At 30.5% G+C, this 15,023-nt stretch carries 19 protein-coding genes; 11 read left to right on the top strand and 8 right to left on the bottom strand.

Features of this window, described 5'->3' with window-relative positions:
- Window positions 1-50 precede the first annotated feature (50 nt).
- A complete protein-coding gene (locus N2251_RS09280) occupies window positions 51-515 on the top strand; it encodes a regulatory protein RecX (protein ID WP_260586445.1) in 465 nt (154 codons plus the stop codon).
- Here the strand turns inward: N2251_RS09280 and N2251_RS09275 are convergent.
- A complete protein-coding gene (locus N2251_RS09275; protein WP_260586444.1) occupies window positions 508-1,032 on the bottom strand; it encodes a hypothetical protein in 525 nt (174 codons plus the stop codon). The genes N2251_RS09280 and N2251_RS09275 overlap by 8 nt on opposite strands.
- A gap of 181 nt (window positions 1,033-1,213) precedes the next feature.
- On the opposite strand from N2251_RS09275, the gene N2251_RS09270 reads away from it, so the two are divergent.
- From N2251_RS09270 to N2251_RS09260, 3 genes are all read left to right on the top strand, one after another.
- Window positions 1,214-2,182 carry an NAD-dependent epimerase/dehydratase family protein gene (locus N2251_RS09270; RefSeq protein WP_260586443.1) on the top strand — a complete coding sequence of 323 codons (969 nt, stop codon included), beginning with the start codon at window positions 1,214-1,216 and terminating at the stop codon, window positions 2,180-2,182.
- A 108-nt stretch (window positions 2,183-2,290) separates the two neighbouring features.
- The gene (locus N2251_RS09265) at window positions 2,291-2,881 is read left to right on the top strand and encodes a thioredoxin family protein (protein ID WP_260586442.1); all 591 of its coding nucleotides are present in this window, start codon (window positions 2,291-2,293) and stop codon (window positions 2,879-2,881) included.
- Between the two features lie 90 nt (window positions 2,882-2,971).
- Window positions 2,972-3,466, top strand: coding sequence for an ABC transporter ATPase (locus N2251_RS09260; protein ID WP_260586441.1), 495 nt, complete (start codon window positions 2,972-2,974; stop codon window positions 3,464-3,466).
- Between the two features lie 102 nt (window positions 3,467-3,568).
- Here N2251_RS09260 and truB read toward each other — a convergent pair whose 3' ends face one another.
- The 5 genes from truB to mce all read right to left on the bottom strand — a co-directional run bounded on the left by truB (window position 3,569) and on the right by mce (window position 6,654).
- The gene (gene truB, locus N2251_RS09255) at window positions 3,569-4,264 is read right to left on the bottom strand and encodes a tRNA pseudouridine(55) synthase TruB (RefSeq protein WP_260586440.1); all 696 of its coding nucleotides are present in this window, start codon (window positions 4,262-4,264) and stop codon (window positions 3,569-3,571) included.
- Window position 4,265: 1 nt separating this feature from the next.
- Entirely contained in the window at window positions 4,266-5,060 is a 795-nt protein-coding gene (locus N2251_RS09250) for an undecaprenyl-diphosphate phosphatase (protein WP_260586439.1), read from the bottom strand.
- A 2-nt stretch (window positions 5,061-5,062) separates the two neighbouring features.
- Complete coding sequence (locus N2251_RS09245; protein ID WP_260586438.1) at window positions 5,063-5,305, bottom strand: DUF3098 domain-containing protein; 243 nt, start codon at window positions 5,303-5,305, stop codon at window positions 5,063-5,065.
- 6 nt (window positions 5,306-5,311) lie between these two features.
- A complete protein-coding gene (locus tag N2251_RS09240) occupies window positions 5,312-6,190 on the bottom strand; it encodes a cell division protein FtsX (protein WP_260586437.1) in 879 nt (292 codons plus the stop codon).
- A gap of 62 nt (window positions 6,191-6,252) precedes the next feature.
- The gene (gene mce / locus N2251_RS09235; RefSeq protein ID WP_260586436.1) at window positions 6,253-6,654 is read right to left on the bottom strand and encodes a methylmalonyl-CoA epimerase; all 402 of its coding nucleotides are present in this window, start codon (window positions 6,652-6,654) and stop codon (window positions 6,253-6,255) included.
- Between the two features lie 233 nt (window positions 6,655-6,887).
- Here mce and N2251_RS09230 point away from each other — a divergent pair, with 233 nt between their 5' ends.
- The 6 genes from N2251_RS09230 to N2251_RS09205 are packed head-to-tail and all read left to right on the top strand — an operon-like array spanning window position 6,888 to window position 11,284.
- Window positions 6,888-7,541, top strand: a complete 654-nt coding sequence (locus N2251_RS09230) for a hypothetical protein (protein WP_260586435.1) — start codon at window positions 6,888-6,890, stop codon at window positions 7,539-7,541.
- Window positions 7,542-7,551: 10 nt separating this feature from the next.
- Complete coding sequence (locus tag N2251_RS09225) at window positions 7,552-8,202, top strand: hypothetical protein (protein WP_260586434.1); 651 nt, start codon at window positions 7,552-7,554, stop codon at window positions 8,200-8,202.
- Window positions 8,181-8,930 carry a sensor histidine kinase gene (locus N2251_RS09220; RefSeq protein WP_260586433.1) on the top strand — a complete coding sequence of 250 codons (750 nt, stop codon included), beginning with the start codon at window positions 8,181-8,183 and terminating at the stop codon, window positions 8,928-8,930. Before N2251_RS09225 ends, N2251_RS09220 begins: the two co-directional genes overlap by 22 nt.
- Before the next feature lie 48 nt (window positions 8,931-8,978).
- Entirely contained in the window at window positions 8,979-9,626 is a 648-nt protein-coding gene (locus N2251_RS09215; protein ID WP_260586499.1) for a response regulator transcription factor, read from the top strand.
- Between the two features lie 21 nt (window positions 9,627-9,647).
- The gene (gene rbfA, locus N2251_RS09210) at window positions 9,648-10,043 is read left to right on the top strand and encodes a 30S ribosome-binding factor RbfA (protein ID WP_218771535.1); all 396 of its coding nucleotides are present in this window, start codon (window positions 9,648-9,650) and stop codon (window positions 10,041-10,043) included.
- A gap of 38 nt (window positions 10,044-10,081) precedes the next feature.
- Window positions 10,082-11,284, top strand: a complete 1,203-nt coding sequence (locus N2251_RS09205) for an ABC transporter permease (RefSeq protein WP_260586432.1) — start codon at window positions 10,082-10,084, stop codon at window positions 11,282-11,284.
- 2 nt (window positions 11,285-11,286) lie between these two features.
- Here N2251_RS09205 and dusB read toward each other — a convergent pair whose 3' ends face one another.
- Complete coding sequence (gene dusB, locus N2251_RS09200; RefSeq protein ID WP_260586431.1) at window positions 11,287-12,288, bottom strand: tRNA dihydrouridine synthase DusB; 1,002 nt, start codon at window positions 12,286-12,288, stop codon at window positions 11,287-11,289.
- 102 nt (window positions 12,289-12,390) lie between these two features.
- On the opposite strand from dusB, the gene lepA reads away from it, so the two are divergent.
- Window positions 12,391-14,187: a translation elongation factor 4 gene (gene lepA, locus N2251_RS09195; protein WP_260586430.1), complete on the top strand. Its 1,797-nt coding sequence runs from the start codon at window positions 12,391-12,393 to the stop codon at window positions 14,185-14,187.
- 93 nt (window positions 14,188-14,280) lie between these two features.
- Here the strand turns inward: lepA and N2251_RS09190 are convergent, their stop codons facing one another.
- Window positions 14,281-14,979 (bottom strand): zinc metallopeptidase, encoded by a 699-nt coding sequence (locus N2251_RS09190; protein WP_260586429.1) that lies wholly within the window; start codon window positions 14,977-14,979, stop codon window positions 14,281-14,283.
- Window positions 14,980-15,023 lie beyond the last annotated feature (44 nt).

The following is a 15,023-nucleotide window of genomic DNA, read 5'->3' as shown; positions in this document are numbered from 1 at the left end:
AAAAGAGTTGAAAGTGTATATACTTTCAACTCTTTTTTTATTTTTGATCTATGGATAAAAAAGTTTTTACTGTTGATGAGGTTAAGCGAAAAATGGAGCATTATTGTGCTTACCAAGATCGTTGCCATAAAGAGGTAGAAAATAAGTTAAGAGAGTATAGTATAATTCCTGAAGCTCGAGAAATAATTCTTTTAAGTTTACTAAAAGATAATTTTTTAAATGAAGAGCGATTTTCTAAAAGTTTTGCAAGAGGAAAGTTCAGAATAAAAAAATGGGGAAAACAACGAATAGTTAGAGAGTTAAGATTCAGAAACATCTCTGAATACAATATAAAAACGGCTTTAAAAGAAATTAATGAAGAAGATTATATAACTACTCTATATAGTTTAGTTAATAAAAAAAACAAGTTAGTAACAGAAACAAATTTATTTAAAAGAAAAAAGAAAATAGCTGATTACTTATTGTATCGAGGTTTTGAAAGTAGCTTGGTATACGAGGCGTTAAAATCTATTTAAAATTAAAAAGGCTATCTAGTGCAATTTCTTTATCAAATCTTTTTTTAGCGTAAACGGTATTTATTTTATGATTCATGCTTCCAAAAAGGGCAAGTACTTTTTTTACTTGAGCGTTTATTTCTTTGGAAGTAATTGCCGGGATATAAGTCATATCAACCAACCTTAAAACTTCATTTTCAAAAACATTAGCACGTGCTTTAAATGCAGGTGTTTTTAGCGTTTTTATAGTTAAGCTATCCTTTAGTTGTTTTGTTAGTGTTTTTAGCTCTAATGCGCTATTTAAAGCTTCAGTAGGTGAAACGTTTTCTAATTGCTGAATAAACTCTTCCGCAGTAAAATATGTTTTCCATTCCTTTATTTCTTTACTAGAGGTTTCGTCTAAACGTGTGTATTTCGAGTGTTTAACAATGGCATCCATTCCAGTTTTTTGAACCGGAACATTTTTTTCAATGTCCTTTTTTTTACAAGAAGAAACAATCAATATAAAAGAAAATAAAACGAATAAAATGTATCTCATTATTAGAAAATTAAAGGGATAAAAGTACATATTTTACTTGGTTTATGAATAAGAAGAAAATTATAAGTTTGTAATCAGTTATTTATGTTGTTATTTTGTTGATAATTAAAAAAGTAGAAATATTTTTTACGAATTATGAAATTTAATAACTTTGCAATCCTATATTTTTGAATTTTTAAAAATGAACGATACTATATTAATTTTAGGTGCCTGCGGGCAAATTGGAACAGCATTAACAGAAAAGCTACGTTCTTTATACGGAAACGAGAATGTAATAGCTTCTGATATTAGAGAAGGAAACGAAGAAATGATGACTTCAGGACCTTTCGAAATTATTGATGCTACTAGTAAAGAGCGAATTTTCGAAGTAGTTGAGAAATATAAAGTAACGCAAGTATATTTAATGGCAGCAATGCTATCTGCAACAGCAGAAAAATATCCATTAAAAGGGTGGGATTTAAATATGTCTTCTTTATTAGCTGTTTTAGAAATAGCGCGAGAAAAACACATTCAAAAAGTATATTGGCCAAGCTCTATGGCTTCATTTGGACCAACGTCACCAAAAATAAATACGCCTCAACAAACAATTATGGAGCCGTCAACAGTATACGGAATAAGTAAGGTTGCTGGTGAACATTGGTGTAATTACTATCATGAAAAATATGGAGTAGATGTGCGTAGTATTCGTTACCCTGGTATTATTAGCTGGGAAACATTACCTGGAGGAGGAACTACAGATTATGCAGTTGATATTTATTTTGATGCTTTAAAAAAAGGAACTTATGAGTGTTTTTTATCAGAAAACACCCGTTTGCCAATGATGTATATGGATGATGCTATAAATGCAACTATTCAGATTATGCAAGCTGATACTGAAAAAATAAAAACAAGAACTTCTTACAATTTAGCGGCTATTAGTTTTACACCGAAAGAAATTGCAGCAGAAATTAAAAAATATATTCCTGAGTTTGAAATTAGTTATAAGCCAGATTTTAGACAAGCTATTGCTGATAGTTGGCCTCAAATTATTGACGATTCTCACGCAAGAAAAGATTGGGAATGGAATCATAAATTCGATTTAGCATCTATGACAAAAGATATTGTTACGAATTTACAAGCATTAGAAAAACAGAAATTAGAAGAAGTGTAAGTTTTTTAATTTAACTACGTCTATAAAAGCTCTTTTTAGGTACTGTAACTTAAGTTGCTTTGTATTTTAAAGAGAAGAAATACATTTGTATCATAAGAGATTAGTAAGATGAAAAAAATTATAGAAAATAGTTTAGAAAAAGCCATTTCATATTCGGAATATAGGGTTTTAGTAAAAAACCTATTAGATGAAGGTAAATCAACAGGGCCAAACCAGTCTGACGATTTATTAAATTATAGTTTGTTAAACGATAAACGAATGAAACGTTTAGATAAAACTATAAAAATTTCAGAAGAAACGATAGCTAAATTAAAAGACATAAAAGAGCCACAAACTTGGTTGGTTTTAACAGAAGGTTGGTGCGGTGATGCGGCTCAAAACTTACCTGTTATCAATAAAATAGCTGAAGAAAATTCAAACATTCAATTAAAAATTGTTTTAAGAGATGAAAATCTTGAGCTAATGGATGAGTTTTTAACCAACGGCGGTAGGTCTATTCCTAAATTAATAGCTTTAAGTAAAAATAATCAGGTGATTGATACTTGGGGACCAAGACCAACTATTGCAACTAAAATGGTAGCTGATTATAAAGCAGAACATGGTAGTTTAGATGCCAATTTTAAAAAAGACTTACAGATTTGGTATAATAAAAACAAAGGTGAAGATGTTCAAGAAAATCTTGTTTCATTTTTTAAATAAGAATCATTTTTTATAAATAATAAATCTCCTTTTTGATTCTCAAGAAGGAGGTTTTGTTTTCTGTATATTTGCGGTTTAGAAAGAATAATTATGTTAGTAGAATTTAGTACTTTATCAGAAGATGCAAAAGTTTGGATTTATCCATGTAACAGAAAATTTTATCCGCAGGAAATAGATGGATTAAATGAACAGTTAAAAACTTTTACTGAAAATTGGAAAGCAGATGATGAAGGTTTTAAAGCTTCATTTGATGTAAAATATAATCGTTTTATTATTTTTTCTGCGGAAGAAAATGCGGAGTTGTCTAATGCTGATATTGATACACAAGTTGGTTTTATATTGCAATTACAACAACAATACGATGTTGAATTGTTAGACAGAATGAATGTGTGTTTTAAGCAAGGTGAATATACACAGTATAAAGAGTTGAAAGATTTTAAAAAGTTGATTAAAAATAAAGCAGTGACAGAAAAAACGATTGTTTTTGATAACTTAATTCAAACAAAACAAGAATTAGAAAATCACTGGGAAGTATCAATTTTAGAAAGTTGGTATAATCGTTTTTTAAAGAAGAAGAAGTCATAATATACTTTTATCTATCTTAATTAATTAAAAAAAGACTGGAATATCAATTTAATAAATATTGATATTCCAGTCTTTTTTTATGATGTTAATTTGGTGTGAAATCTATTCTGCTTCTAAAGATTTTATAAAAGCATCTACGCTTACTGCATTATCAACATGAAAATCACCAATTTTAGTTCTTCTTAATGCTGATAAATGAGCACCTGATTTTAAAGCAATTCCAAAATCATAAGCCAAAGAACGAATGTAAGTTCCTTTGCTACAAACAACTCTAAAGTCAATATTATTACCATTAATATTGGTGATTTCAAATACAGGAATCGTAACTTCTCTTGTTTTTATTTCGGTAGTTTCTCCTTTTCTAGCTAGTTCATATAAGCGTACGCCTTCTTTTTTTATCGCTGAAAAAATAGGTGGTTTTTGCTGAATTATTCCTGTAAACTGCTTAGTCGTTTCATGAATCAATTCTTCGGTAATATGATCCGTAGAAAAAGTTTCATTCACTTCTGTTTCTAAATCATAACTTGGTGTTGTTCCGCCCAAAGTAATAGTACCTGTATATTCTTTTATTTGACCTTGATACGTATCAATTATTTTAGTTTTTTTACCTGTACAAAGTATCAATAAACCTGTTGCCAATGGATCTAAAGTTCCAGCATGCCCAACTTTTATTTTTTTGATATTGAAACGTTGTCTTATTTCCCAACGCAGTTTATTAACCACCTGAAAAGAAGTCCATTCTAATGGTTTATCAATCAATAAAACTTGTCCGTTTTTGTAATCTTCTTCCGTTTTCATATTAGTTTAATAAAGAGTATCCGATAGCAATTAATCCTACAATTGCGCAGTAAATTGAAAAGTATGATAATTTGCTTTTTTTAACGAGTGCAATCATCCAATTACAAGCAACTAAACCTGCTAAAAAAGCAGCTATAAATCCTGCTGATATTGGAACAATTTCGGAAGATTGAAAATTAATATCTCCGCTAAGTAAGTCTTTTGCTATTTTACCGAAGATAAGTGGCACTACCATTAAAAACGAAAATCGAGCTGCTTTACTGCGATCAATACCAAGTAAAACAGACGTAGAAATAGTTGCCCCTGATCGAGAAATACCAGGTAACATTGCAATTGCTTGCGAAATACCTATAAGTAATGAGTTATTGAAAGAAACTTCCTTGTTGGTGTTTTTAGCCTTATCAGCAAATAATAATAAAACAGCTGTAACTAATAACATAATACCTACAAATAGTATTTTTCCGCCAAAAAAAGACTCTAATTGTTCTTCAAATAATAATCCAATAATTACTGCCGGAATCATAGAAATAATAATTTTTAAAGAAAATTTCATTTCTTCATTCCATTTAAATTGGAACAATCCTTTAAAAATTTCAGCAACTTCTTTCTTAAAAACAACCAAAGTACTTAAAGCGGTTGCAAAATGCAATACAACAGTAAAAGTTAAGCTTTCTTCGGGTACTGAGGTGTCGCCTAAAATAGCTTTTGCTAGTTCTAAATGACCACTTGATGATACTGGTAAAAATTCGGTAAGCCCTTGAATAATTCCAAGAATAATAGCTTCTAATAAATCCATACTTATTTTTTAGGATTGGCGAAAATAGCATAAATTTCAATACCTAAACCAATAAGAACTAAAGTTGGTGCTAAACGAATTCTGCGCCAGCTATAAATTTCTTTGTTAAATACATTAGGATCGTCGCTACCGCCACCTGCCATCAAAATAAAACCTAAAGAGATAACAGCTAAACCAATTAGCATAATAACATAATTTCGTTTGCCGAATAAAAATTCTTGTTTCGGAGTGTTTTCTTTTTTCATATAATCTTAGTAATACAAGTCGTTCGTTTGTAAGTTTAAAAAACGTTGAGTAGCAAAAAAGGTGCTTATCCATGTAATAAAAAAGGCGGTGAATAAAACTCCGCCAGCTACATACGCTAATGAAACGTAATCGGTTAATAACTCTAAAGAAGGAATGTATTTATTTGTATAATAAATTACAAAAGCCAAGCCAATTAAAGAGATGAAAGCGCCTAAGACACCTAGTTTAATACTTTGCCAAATAAAAGGTTTACGAATAAAACTTTTGGTAGCACCAACCATTTGCATGGTTTTAATATTAAATCTTTTAGAGTAAATAGATAATCGAATAGAACTGTTGATTAAGATTATAGCTACTAAACCAAAGAAACCACTTAAAACTAATAACCAGAAGCTTATTTTTTGAATGTTTTTTGTTAGTAATTGAACTAAAGGTTTGTCGTAATTTACTTCTGCAACAAATTTGTTTTTATCAAAAGACTTTTTAATTCCATCCATTTTTTCAGGAGTAACAAAAGCTGCTTTTAAGTAAATGTCAATTCCGTTTTTAAGCGGATTGTCTCCTAAAAATTTTAAAAAATCTTCACCTAAATCTTTTTTGTAAGTTTTAGCAGCTTCACTTTTTGTTATATATACAACTTTATTGGTGTAGCTTTCTTTTTGAATGGTTTCCTTAAATTTTTTTAATTGTTTGTCGGTTACATCATCTTTTAAAAATAGTGTCATCACTACTTTTTCTTTAAAGTGATTGGCTACTTTAGTAGATTTTAGTAAAATTAAACCTAAAACACCCATCATAAAAAGCACCAATGCAATACTTACGACTACAGAAACATAGGATGATTGTAAACGGCGTTTTTGAAAAGAATCAAAAGAGGTTGTCATTGTTTAATATGCGTTTTAGACTTTGCAAGATACAAATATTTAAGAAATTTTAAATGAATGTGTTATTCGATTTCTTGACATAACTCAATTAAAACTCCGTTTGTTGTTTTAGGGTGTAAAAAAGCAACGAGTTTATTGTCTGCTCCTTTTTTAGGGGTTTCATTTAATACCGTAAAACCTTCTTTTTGTAATCGTTTTATTTCTGCTTTAATATCGTTAACAGCAAAGGCAATATGATGAACGCCTTCTCCTTTTTTTTCTATAAATTTAGCAATGGGACTTTCGGGTTTTGTGGCCTCTAATAACTCTATTTTATTTACTCCTGATTTAAAAAAAGAAGTTTTTACGCCCTCACTTGCTACTTCTTCAGTTTTATAATGAGGTTTCCCAAAAAGTGAAGCAAATAATTCATTTGATTTTTCTAAATCTTTTACGGCAATACCAATGTGTTCTATATTATTCATTTTGTAAAAATAATAAAATCTATTAGGAATTAACGTAGTAAATACAAGAGTGTATGCTATGATAAAAATCAGTAAAACCATTGCGGTCTTTAAAGTGTTTTTCCTGTTTTTATAGCTGACTTTATTTGTTAGTTCTTTGTTTTGGTGTGCTTTAGTATCCGTTTTTGTAAATATTGTTTGTCTTGTTAAATAATAAGAAGCTATCTTTAAGCATGTTAAAAAATAAAATTACGATGAAAAAAACTGTTTTATTAAAGCTATTAGTTGTTGTTTATGCGATAGCTTTTATACTTTTTATGACTTCTTGTGAGAAACATGAGTGCAAGCGTAGCCACGAAAAAAGTGAGCATAAAGTGATTGAAGGGACTTTTAATTATACTGATAAAGGAAGGCCAACAAACATGATTAAATACAATGAAATTGTAAATATGTTAGAAGCTTATGATTCTACTAGAAAATTTGTGTTAGAAAAATCTTTAGGTTTTGAAGATACAAGAGTAAATACGTATCCGATAGAGGAATTAAAAAACTATTTAGGGTATATTGAAAACTTATGTGTGCAAAAAAACATACCATTAACAGGTATTAATATTATTTCGGCAGCATATCCTAATAAGAAATCAAATTCCAAAGAAGCTGGATATCAAACTTTAATATTTATGCCAACGACCACCATTGATGGAGAATATTTTGTGACATTTGATCCGTTAAAATCTGTAAAAGGGAATCCAATAACCTTTAAGTCAATACTCGCTAAAAAAGGGTATAAATGGTTATATGATAATAGTAAGGTGTCGAAAAATAAAGAAACAATAGTTGAAAAATCTTTTCAGGAAAATGAAATTAGTTCAGGGTCTAACAGATTAGCTTCTAGGCCACCAATGTAATACTAGTAAAATGAAACTTTTAAACATCGCATATACTTTAATGTTTATCTCTCCTGTTTTATATCTTATAAAATACAGGAAATCGTTTCGTTATGAAAAAATAAGATATTTCTTATGCTACGTATGCTTAATAGCTTTAATAGAGTTTTTTATTTTGTTCTACAGAAATTTTATTAATGAACCAGGAATATTTACCAATTTCATTTATAATGTTTTAGTCTTTTTTGAATACAATCTTATCTTTTTATTTTATAAAGACATTTCTAAAGAAAAACTAACACAGGTATATATTAAATGTGCTTTAATTATTTTTAATATAGTTTATTGTGTTTTAGGATTTTATTATGGGCAAGAAGTCATGTCAAAATATATCGTTTCTATACTTGTTATTGGGGCTATATTAGTTAGTATAAATTTTGTTTTATATTTAAGAGAATTTTTATTGTCTGATAAAATATTAAATTATCAAAAAGATATTACTTTTTGGATTACGGTTGGGTTTCTGTTGTACTATTTAGGTACACTGCCATTAACAGCAGTTTCTGAGTTTGTATACACAGAAAATAATATTGATGTATTTGCAATACAAATAGTACTTACAATTATTATGCATAGTTGTTTTATTTATGGAATTATAACATGTTGGAAGAAAAACATATAGCACTTATAGGAGTAACTGTTTTAACGGTGCTTGGAGTTGTTTTTTTAATTATTCTTTTTACCGTTTTTCAACGTCGTAAAAACAAATTATTATTAGAAAGGGAAGAGAACAAGAAACGTTATGAAAAAGAAATTGCAGAAACTCAAATAGAGATACGTGAAGAAACTTTGCGAAATATTAGTTGGGAATTACATGATAATATCGGGCAACTTTTAACTTTAGCAAAGATACAGATGCAGCATGCGTCACCCGAAAACATGGAGGAGATTTCTCAAACAATAACGAGGAGTTTAACAGAAATAAGAGCGCTGTCTAAATCAATAAACCCAGATTTTATAAATAATATAAGATTAAAAGAAGCTTTAGTATTAGAGGTTGAACGTTTTAATAGACTAAATTATATTGAATCAACTTTAGTGATTACGGGAGAAGAAAAAATAATTAACCAAAAACATGGAATTATTATTTTTAGAATGTTGCAAGAATTTTTTTCAAATACAATAAAACATTCAAAAGGAACAAAGTTGGATGTTTATGTGTCTTATAACGAGTCTGCTATAGAGATTATAGCTAAAGATAATGGCGTTGGTTTTGAAATGAATAAAAAAAACATAAAAGGTATTGGACTACAAAATATAAAAGCAAGAGCAAAGCTTATAAATGCAGTGGTTAAAATGAAGTCAAAACCACAAAAAGGAACAAGTTTAATAATAAATTACTATATTTAGAAACCAAATTTATTTTCCCCTTTCAACAAAACTAATTAAACCTACAAAATTATGAAGTATTCGGTTGTTGTTGTGGATGATCATACGTTATTGTCTCAAGCCATTGAAGGGATGGTTAATACTTTTGATAAATTTAAAGTGTTATATACCAGTAAAAACGGAAAAGAAGTCTCCGATAAATTTTCTGCATCACCTAAAAATATTCCAGATATAGTACTGGTAGACGTTAATATGCCGGTAATGAACGGTATTGAAACAACTGCATGGATTGTTGAGCATCATCCACATGTGCATGTAATGGCGTTATCAGTTGAGGATACAGATAATACCATTTTAAAAATGTTAAAAGCTGGTGCTGTTGGCTATTTATTGAAAGATACTCAAAAGGAAGTGTTAGAAAAAGCACTGATAGAAATGATGGATAATGGCTTTTATCATACAAAGAATGTTACCACATTATTATTAGATTCAGTTTCAGGAAAAAATGGAGAAAAAAATGTTTCGTTTAAAGATAATGAAATGAAATTCATGAAGTTAGCTTGTTCTGAGTTAACCTATAAAGAAATTGCTGAAAAGATGTTTTTAAGCCCTAAAACTATAGATGGCTATCGAGATAGCTTGTTTACAAAACTTAATGTAAGAAATAGAGTAGGCTTGGTAATGTATGCAATAAAAAATAAAATTTACACTCCGTAATTTTATCCTTAAATTTGCAGCATGGAAGAAACGAATAGGCAACGAAAAATTGCAGGAGTATTACAAGAAGATTTGGTAGATGTTTTACAACGTGCTGCACAAGATGGAATGAAAGGAGTGATTATATCGGTATCTAAAGTTTCGGTTACTGCAGATTTAGGTGTTGCGAAAGTATATTTAAGCGTATTTCCTTCTGATAAAAGAGATGAAATTGTTGACGGTGTAAAGTCGAACACACCATTGATTCGTCATGAAATGGCGAAAAGAACAAGACATCAATTAAGAAGAATGCCAGAATTATTGTTTTTTGGTGATGATAGTTTAGATTATATCGAAGATATTGATAAATCTTTAAAAGGTGATGATGTAGATCCTATTAAAAATCCAGATGTTTTACCACGTCGCCAAAAACGTTAATAAATTTTATTTAAAATAATATTTAAGATTTATTAAAATTGAAATTTTCTTTATACATAGCTAAAAGATACCTGTTTTCTAAAACAAGTACAAACGCAATAAATATTATTACATTTATTGCTGTTTTTGGCGTTGTAATAGGTGCTTTAGCATTATTTGTAATTTTATCTGGTTTTTCAGGGTTAAGAACATTTAGTGATTCACTACTTGACGCATCTGATCCAGATATAAAAATAACCACTGTAAAAGGGAAGTCTTTTGAGTATTCTAATGCTGTTCATCAACAATTAATTCAGAATACCGAAATAAAGACCATTTCAAAAATTATAGAAGAACGTGTCTTTTTAAAGTACAAAGACAAGAGCCAGATAGCCTACATAAAAGGAGTTGATGAAAATTATGTAGGTATTATTCCTGTTGATTCTCTGTTAGCTGTAGGAACTTGGGTAGATCCTGAGTTTAAAAACACAGCAGTTATTGGTTACGGAATTTCGTATAAACTCTCGTTAAGTATTTTAAATTTTGGAGAGCCTTTGCAAATTATGGTGCCAAAGCCAGGTAAAGGGTTTGTAAATGTAAATAATGCTTTTCGATCTGTATCTACACAAATTATCGGAGCGTATTCGGGTTCAGAAGAGTTTCAAAATAAATATGTTTTTACTGAGTTATCTTTAGCGCAGGAATTATTGAATTATGATGAGAATCAAATTTCGGGAATAGAGTTAAAACTAAAAGAAAATATTGATTTAGATGATTTTCAAGAAGAATTACAAAATAATTTAGGGACTGCTTTTAACGTAAAAACAAGAGCGCAATTAAATGCCTTGTATTATAAGGTTATTAATACCGAAAATTTCATTTCGTATTTAATTTTCACACTAATAATTGCTATCGCCTTGTTTAATGTAATAGGGTCGATAATTATGATGATTATTGATAAGCGTCAAAACCTTAAAACTTTATACAACTTAGGTGCAAGTATTGATGAAATTAAAAAAATATTCATCCTTCAAGGTTTTTTATTAACCATTGTGGGTATGATTGTAGGTGTCGTTATTGGTGTTTTATTAGTGTTAATACAACAGCGTTACGAACTATTTATGATTACCGAAAGCTTAGCTTATCCAGTTGAATTTAGATGGGTGAATTTACTAGTGGTAATTCTTACCATTTCAACACTTGGTTTTATCGCTGCTAAAGTAGCAAGTTCAAGAATTTCTAAAGATTTTATTGAGAAATAAACTTAACCTATTTCAGGAATAATCATATTTCCGAATTTAGCTTCTACTTCATCAAAAGCAGCAAAAACATCTTTTGCATCATCCGAAGTAACCATTTTCATACGGTATTCTTTAAAATGCGGAATTCCTTTAAAATAGTTAGTATAGTGTCTTCTGGTTTCAAAAACTCCTAAAACAGGTCCTTTCCAATCAATAGCCATTTGTAAATGTCTACGAGCCATTTCTACTCGCTGCGCAATGGTTGGTTTTGCTAAATATTCACCTGTTTTAAAATAGTGTTTTACTTCGTTAAAAAACCAAGGATAACCAATAGCGGCTCTACCAATCATACAGCCATCTAATCCGTATTTATCGCGCATTTCCATTGCTTTTTCTGGCGAAGTAACGTCGCCATTTCCAAACACAGGAATGTGCATTCTTTGATTATTTTTAACTTGAGCAATTGGTGCCCAATCAGCATCACCTTTATACATTTGTGCACGCGTACGACCGTGAATAGAAATTGCAGCACAACCAACATCTTGTAAGCGTTCGGCAACTTCTATAATCTTAATAGAATCATGATCCCAACCTAAACGAGTTTTTACAGTAACAGGTAAATTGGTGTGTTTTACCATGGCTTCAGTAAGAGAAACCATTAAATCGATGTCTTTTAAAATTCCTGCGCCAGCACCTTTAGAAACTACTTTTTTAACAGGGCATCCGAAGTTAATATCAATAATATCAGGCTTCGATTTTTCTACAATCTCTACCGTTTTTAACATCGATTCTAGGTTTGCACCAAAAATCTGAATTCCAACAGGGCGTTCTTTTTCGTAAATATCTAACTTCATTACGCTTTTTGCAGCGTCGCGAATCAGTCCTTCCGAAGAAATAAACTCAGTATAAACAACATCAGCACCGTTCTCTTTACACAATGCTCTAAACGGTGGATCACTCACATCTTCCATCGGCGCTAATAATAGCGGAAAATCAGGAAGTTCTATATTACCAATTTTTACCATGGTGCAAAGTTACTTTTTATTTTTTATTGAATAAATATTTAATTGTACAACGTTTTTCAATAAAGTATCTTTGTCAGTCATAAGAGGCTAGAAATACGACGAATGAAGAAAATAAGAAATTTTTGCATTATTGCACATATTGATCACGGTAAAAGTACACTTGCCGATAGATTACTAGATTATACAGGAGCAGTAACTGAGAGAGAAAAAAAATCGCAGTTATTAGATAGTATGGATTTAGAGCGTGAACGTGGTATTACCATTAAGTCGCACGCAATTCAAATGGAGTATACGTTTGAAGGTGAAGATTATATTTTAAATTTAATTGATACACCTGGGCACGTAGATTTTTCTTACGAAGTATCTCGTTCAATAGCAGCTTGTGAAGGTGCTTTGTTAATTGTTGATGCAGCGCAAAGTATTCAGGCGCAAACAATTTCTAATTTATATTTGGCTTTAGATAACGACTTGGAAATTATTCCAGTTTTAAATAAAGTTGATTTACCATCTGCAAATCCTGAAGAGGTTACAGATGATATTGTTGATTTATTAGGTTGTGAACCCGAAGATGTAATTCACGCAAGTGGAAAAACAGGTTTTGGTGTAGATAATATTTTAGCTGCAATTATAGCAAAAGTTCCGCCACCGCAAGGAAACCCAGATGCACCATTAAAAGCATTAATTTTTGACTCGGTTTATAATTCATATAGAGGGATTGAAACTTACTTTAGAGTAATTGATGGTTCTATTAAAAAGAATCAACGTATTAAATTCATGTCTACTGATAAGGAATATGGGGCCGATGAAGTTGGTACTTTAAAGTTAGAACAAGTTGTAAAACAAGAGGTGAAAACAGGAGATGTAGGGTATTTAATTACAGGTATTAAAGCTGCAAAAGAAGTAAAAGTTGGAGATACAATTACAGATTTTGAAAATCCGACAGCAGATCGTATTGACGGATTTGAAGACGTAAAGCCAATGGTTTTTGCTGGTATTTATCCTGTAGATACTGAGGATTATGAAGAGCTTCGTAATTCTATGGAAAAGTTACAGTTAAATGATGCTTCTTTAGTGTTTCAACCAGAAAGTTCGGCAGCGTTAGGTTTTGGTTTTCGATGTGGATTCTTAGGAATGTTACATATGGAAATTATCCAAGAGCGTTTAGAGCGTGAATTTAATATGACTGTAATTACTACAGTGCCAAACGTTTCTTATCACGCATACACGAAGAAAAATCCGACGGAAATAGTATTGTTAAATAATCCAACAGATTTACCAGATCCGTCTAGATTAGAGAAAGTAGAGGAACCTTTTATAAAAGCATCAATAATTACAAAATCTGATTTTGTTGGACAAGTAATGTCGCTTTGTATAGAAAAAAGAGGAGAGATCGTAAATCAAACTTACCTAACAACAGAAAGAGTTGAATTAATTTTTGATATGCCTTTGGCAGAAATTGTTTTCGATTTCTATGATCGATTAAAAACAGTTTCTAAAGGATATGCATCATTTGATTATTCTCCGATAGGAATGCGTACTTCTAAGTTAGTTCGTGTAGATATTTTACTAAATGGTTCTCCAGTAGATGCTTTATCAGCTTTATTACATGCTGATAATGCCTATACAATTGGTAAGAAAATAGTTGAAAAGCTAAAAACTTTAATACCAAGACAACAGTTTGATATTCCTATTCAGGCGGCAATCGGAGCTAAAATTATAGCACGTGAAACAACAAAAGCATTACGTAAAGATGTAACGGCAAAATGTTATGGTGGAGATATTTCTCGTAAACGTAAGTTATTAGAAAAGCAAAAGAAAGGTAAAAAGAGAATGCGTCAGGTTGGTAATGTAGAAATTCCACAAGAAGCATTTATGGCAGTTTTAAAACTAAATGATTAAGTCTTAAGACTAAGATATATAAATATAAAAAATGCTCTCGGTTTTCCGAGAGCATTTTTTATTTAGAAAGAAATACAAAAGCATCTAAGATGCTTAATCTCTACTTCCTAAAATACGTAACGCCCAGTATAAAAGCATTGCTAAAGAACCTAATGCGGCAATTAAGTATGTTCTTGCAGCCCATTTTAAAGCATCTTTAGAGCCCGCTAATTCTTCACGAGTTACAATATGTTTATTTTCTAACCAAGCTAAAGCTCTATTACTTGCGTCATATTCTACCGGAAGTGTAATAAAACTAAACAAAGTTCCCATTGCCATAAAAACAAGTCCGCCAATAGCAACCATTTGTCCAATTCCTGGCTGACCAGCACCCGCTCCTAAAATAAGACCACCAATAATCATCCATTGAGAAAAACGAGAAGAAATACTAACAATAGGTACTAATTTAGATCGCATCGTTAACCATTGATATGCTTTTGCATGTTGTACAGCATGGCCAACCTCGTGAGCAGCAACTGCAGCAGCCGATGCGTTACGTTGATTGTAAACACCTTCACTTAAATTTACTGTTTTATTTTGTGGATTGTAATGATCTGTCAACATACCTGGTGTAGAAATTACTTTTACGTCATTAATACCATGGTCGTTTAGCATTTTTTGAGCTATTTCTGCTCCGCTCATACCATTACGTAAATGAACTTGTGAATATTTCTTAAACTTCCTTTTAAGTGTATTACTTACTATCCAGCTGAATAAAGAGATAATACCTATTAGAATATAAAATCCTATCATATTTATTTAGATTTAAATTTTTGTGTCAATTTTGTTTGATAAAT

Source organism: Tenacibaculum haliotis, from assembly GCF_025215075.1.
GTDB lineage: Bacteria > Bacteroidota > Bacteroidia > Flavobacteriales > Flavobacteriaceae > Polaribacter > Polaribacter haliotis_B.
This window is presented reverse-complemented; position numbering and strand designations above follow the sequence as displayed.

What these genes read in the sequence shown, in the direction of transcription:
- N2251_RS09225 (WP_260586434.1), top strand. Translation starts at nt 7,552, where the DNA reads ATGAAACTTTTAAACATCGCATATACTTTAATGTTTATCTCTCCTGTT.
- N2251_RS09240 (WP_260586437.1), bottom strand. Translation starts at nt 6,190, where the DNA reads ATGACAACCTCTTTTGATTCTTTTCAAAAACGCCGTTTACAATCATCC.
- dusB (WP_260586431.1), bottom strand. Translation starts at nt 12,288, where the DNA reads ATGGTAAAAATTGGTAATATAGAACTTCCTGATTTTCCGCTATTATTA.
- N2251_RS09230 (WP_260586435.1), top strand. Translation starts at nt 6,888, where the DNA reads ATGAAAAAAACTGTTTTATTAAAGCTATTAGTTGTTGTTTATGCGATA.
- N2251_RS09265 (WP_260586442.1), top strand. Translation starts at nt 2,291, where the DNA reads ATGAAAAAAATTATAGAAAATAGTTTAGAAAAAGCCATTTCATATTCG.
- N2251_RS09275 (WP_260586444.1), bottom strand. Translation starts at nt 1,032, where the DNA reads ATGAGATACATTTTATTCGTTTTATTTTCTTTTATATTGATTGTTTCT.
- N2251_RS09260 (WP_260586441.1), top strand. Translation starts at nt 2,972, where the DNA reads ATGTTAGTAGAATTTAGTACTTTATCAGAAGATGCAAAAGTTTGGATT.
- lepA (WP_260586430.1), top strand. Translation starts at nt 12,391, where the DNA reads ATGAAGAAAATAAGAAATTTTTGCATTATTGCACATATTGATCACGGT.
- N2251_RS09245 (WP_260586438.1), bottom strand. Translation starts at nt 5,305, where the DNA reads ATGAAAAAAGAAAACACTCCGAAACAAGAATTTTTATTCGGCAAACGA.
- N2251_RS09250 (WP_260586439.1), bottom strand. Translation starts at nt 5,060, where the DNA reads ATGGATTTATTAGAAGCTATTATTCTTGGAATTATTCAAGGGCTTACC.
- N2251_RS09270 (WP_260586443.1), top strand. Translation starts at nt 1,214, where the DNA reads ATGAACGATACTATATTAATTTTAGGTGCCTGCGGGCAAATTGGAACA.
- N2251_RS09190 (WP_260586429.1), bottom strand. Translation starts at nt 14,979, where the DNA reads ATGATAGGATTTTATATTCTAATAGGTATTATCTCTTTATTCAGCTGG.
- mce (WP_260586436.1), bottom strand. Translation starts at nt 6,654, where the DNA reads ATGAATAATATAGAACACATTGGTATTGCCGTAAAAGATTTAGAAAAA.
- rbfA (WP_218771535.1), top strand. Translation starts at nt 9,648, where the DNA reads ATGGAAGAAACGAATAGGCAACGAAAAATTGCAGGAGTATTACAAGAA.
- N2251_RS09280 (WP_260586445.1), top strand. Translation starts at nt 51, where the DNA reads ATGGATAAAAAAGTTTTTACTGTTGATGAGGTTAAGCGAAAAATGGAG.
- truB (WP_260586440.1), bottom strand. Translation starts at nt 4,264, where the DNA reads ATGAAAACGGAAGAAGATTACAAAAACGGACAAGTTTTATTGATTGAT.
- N2251_RS09220 (WP_260586433.1), top strand. Translation starts at nt 8,181, where the DNA reads ATGTTGGAAGAAAAACATATAGCACTTATAGGAGTAACTGTTTTAACG.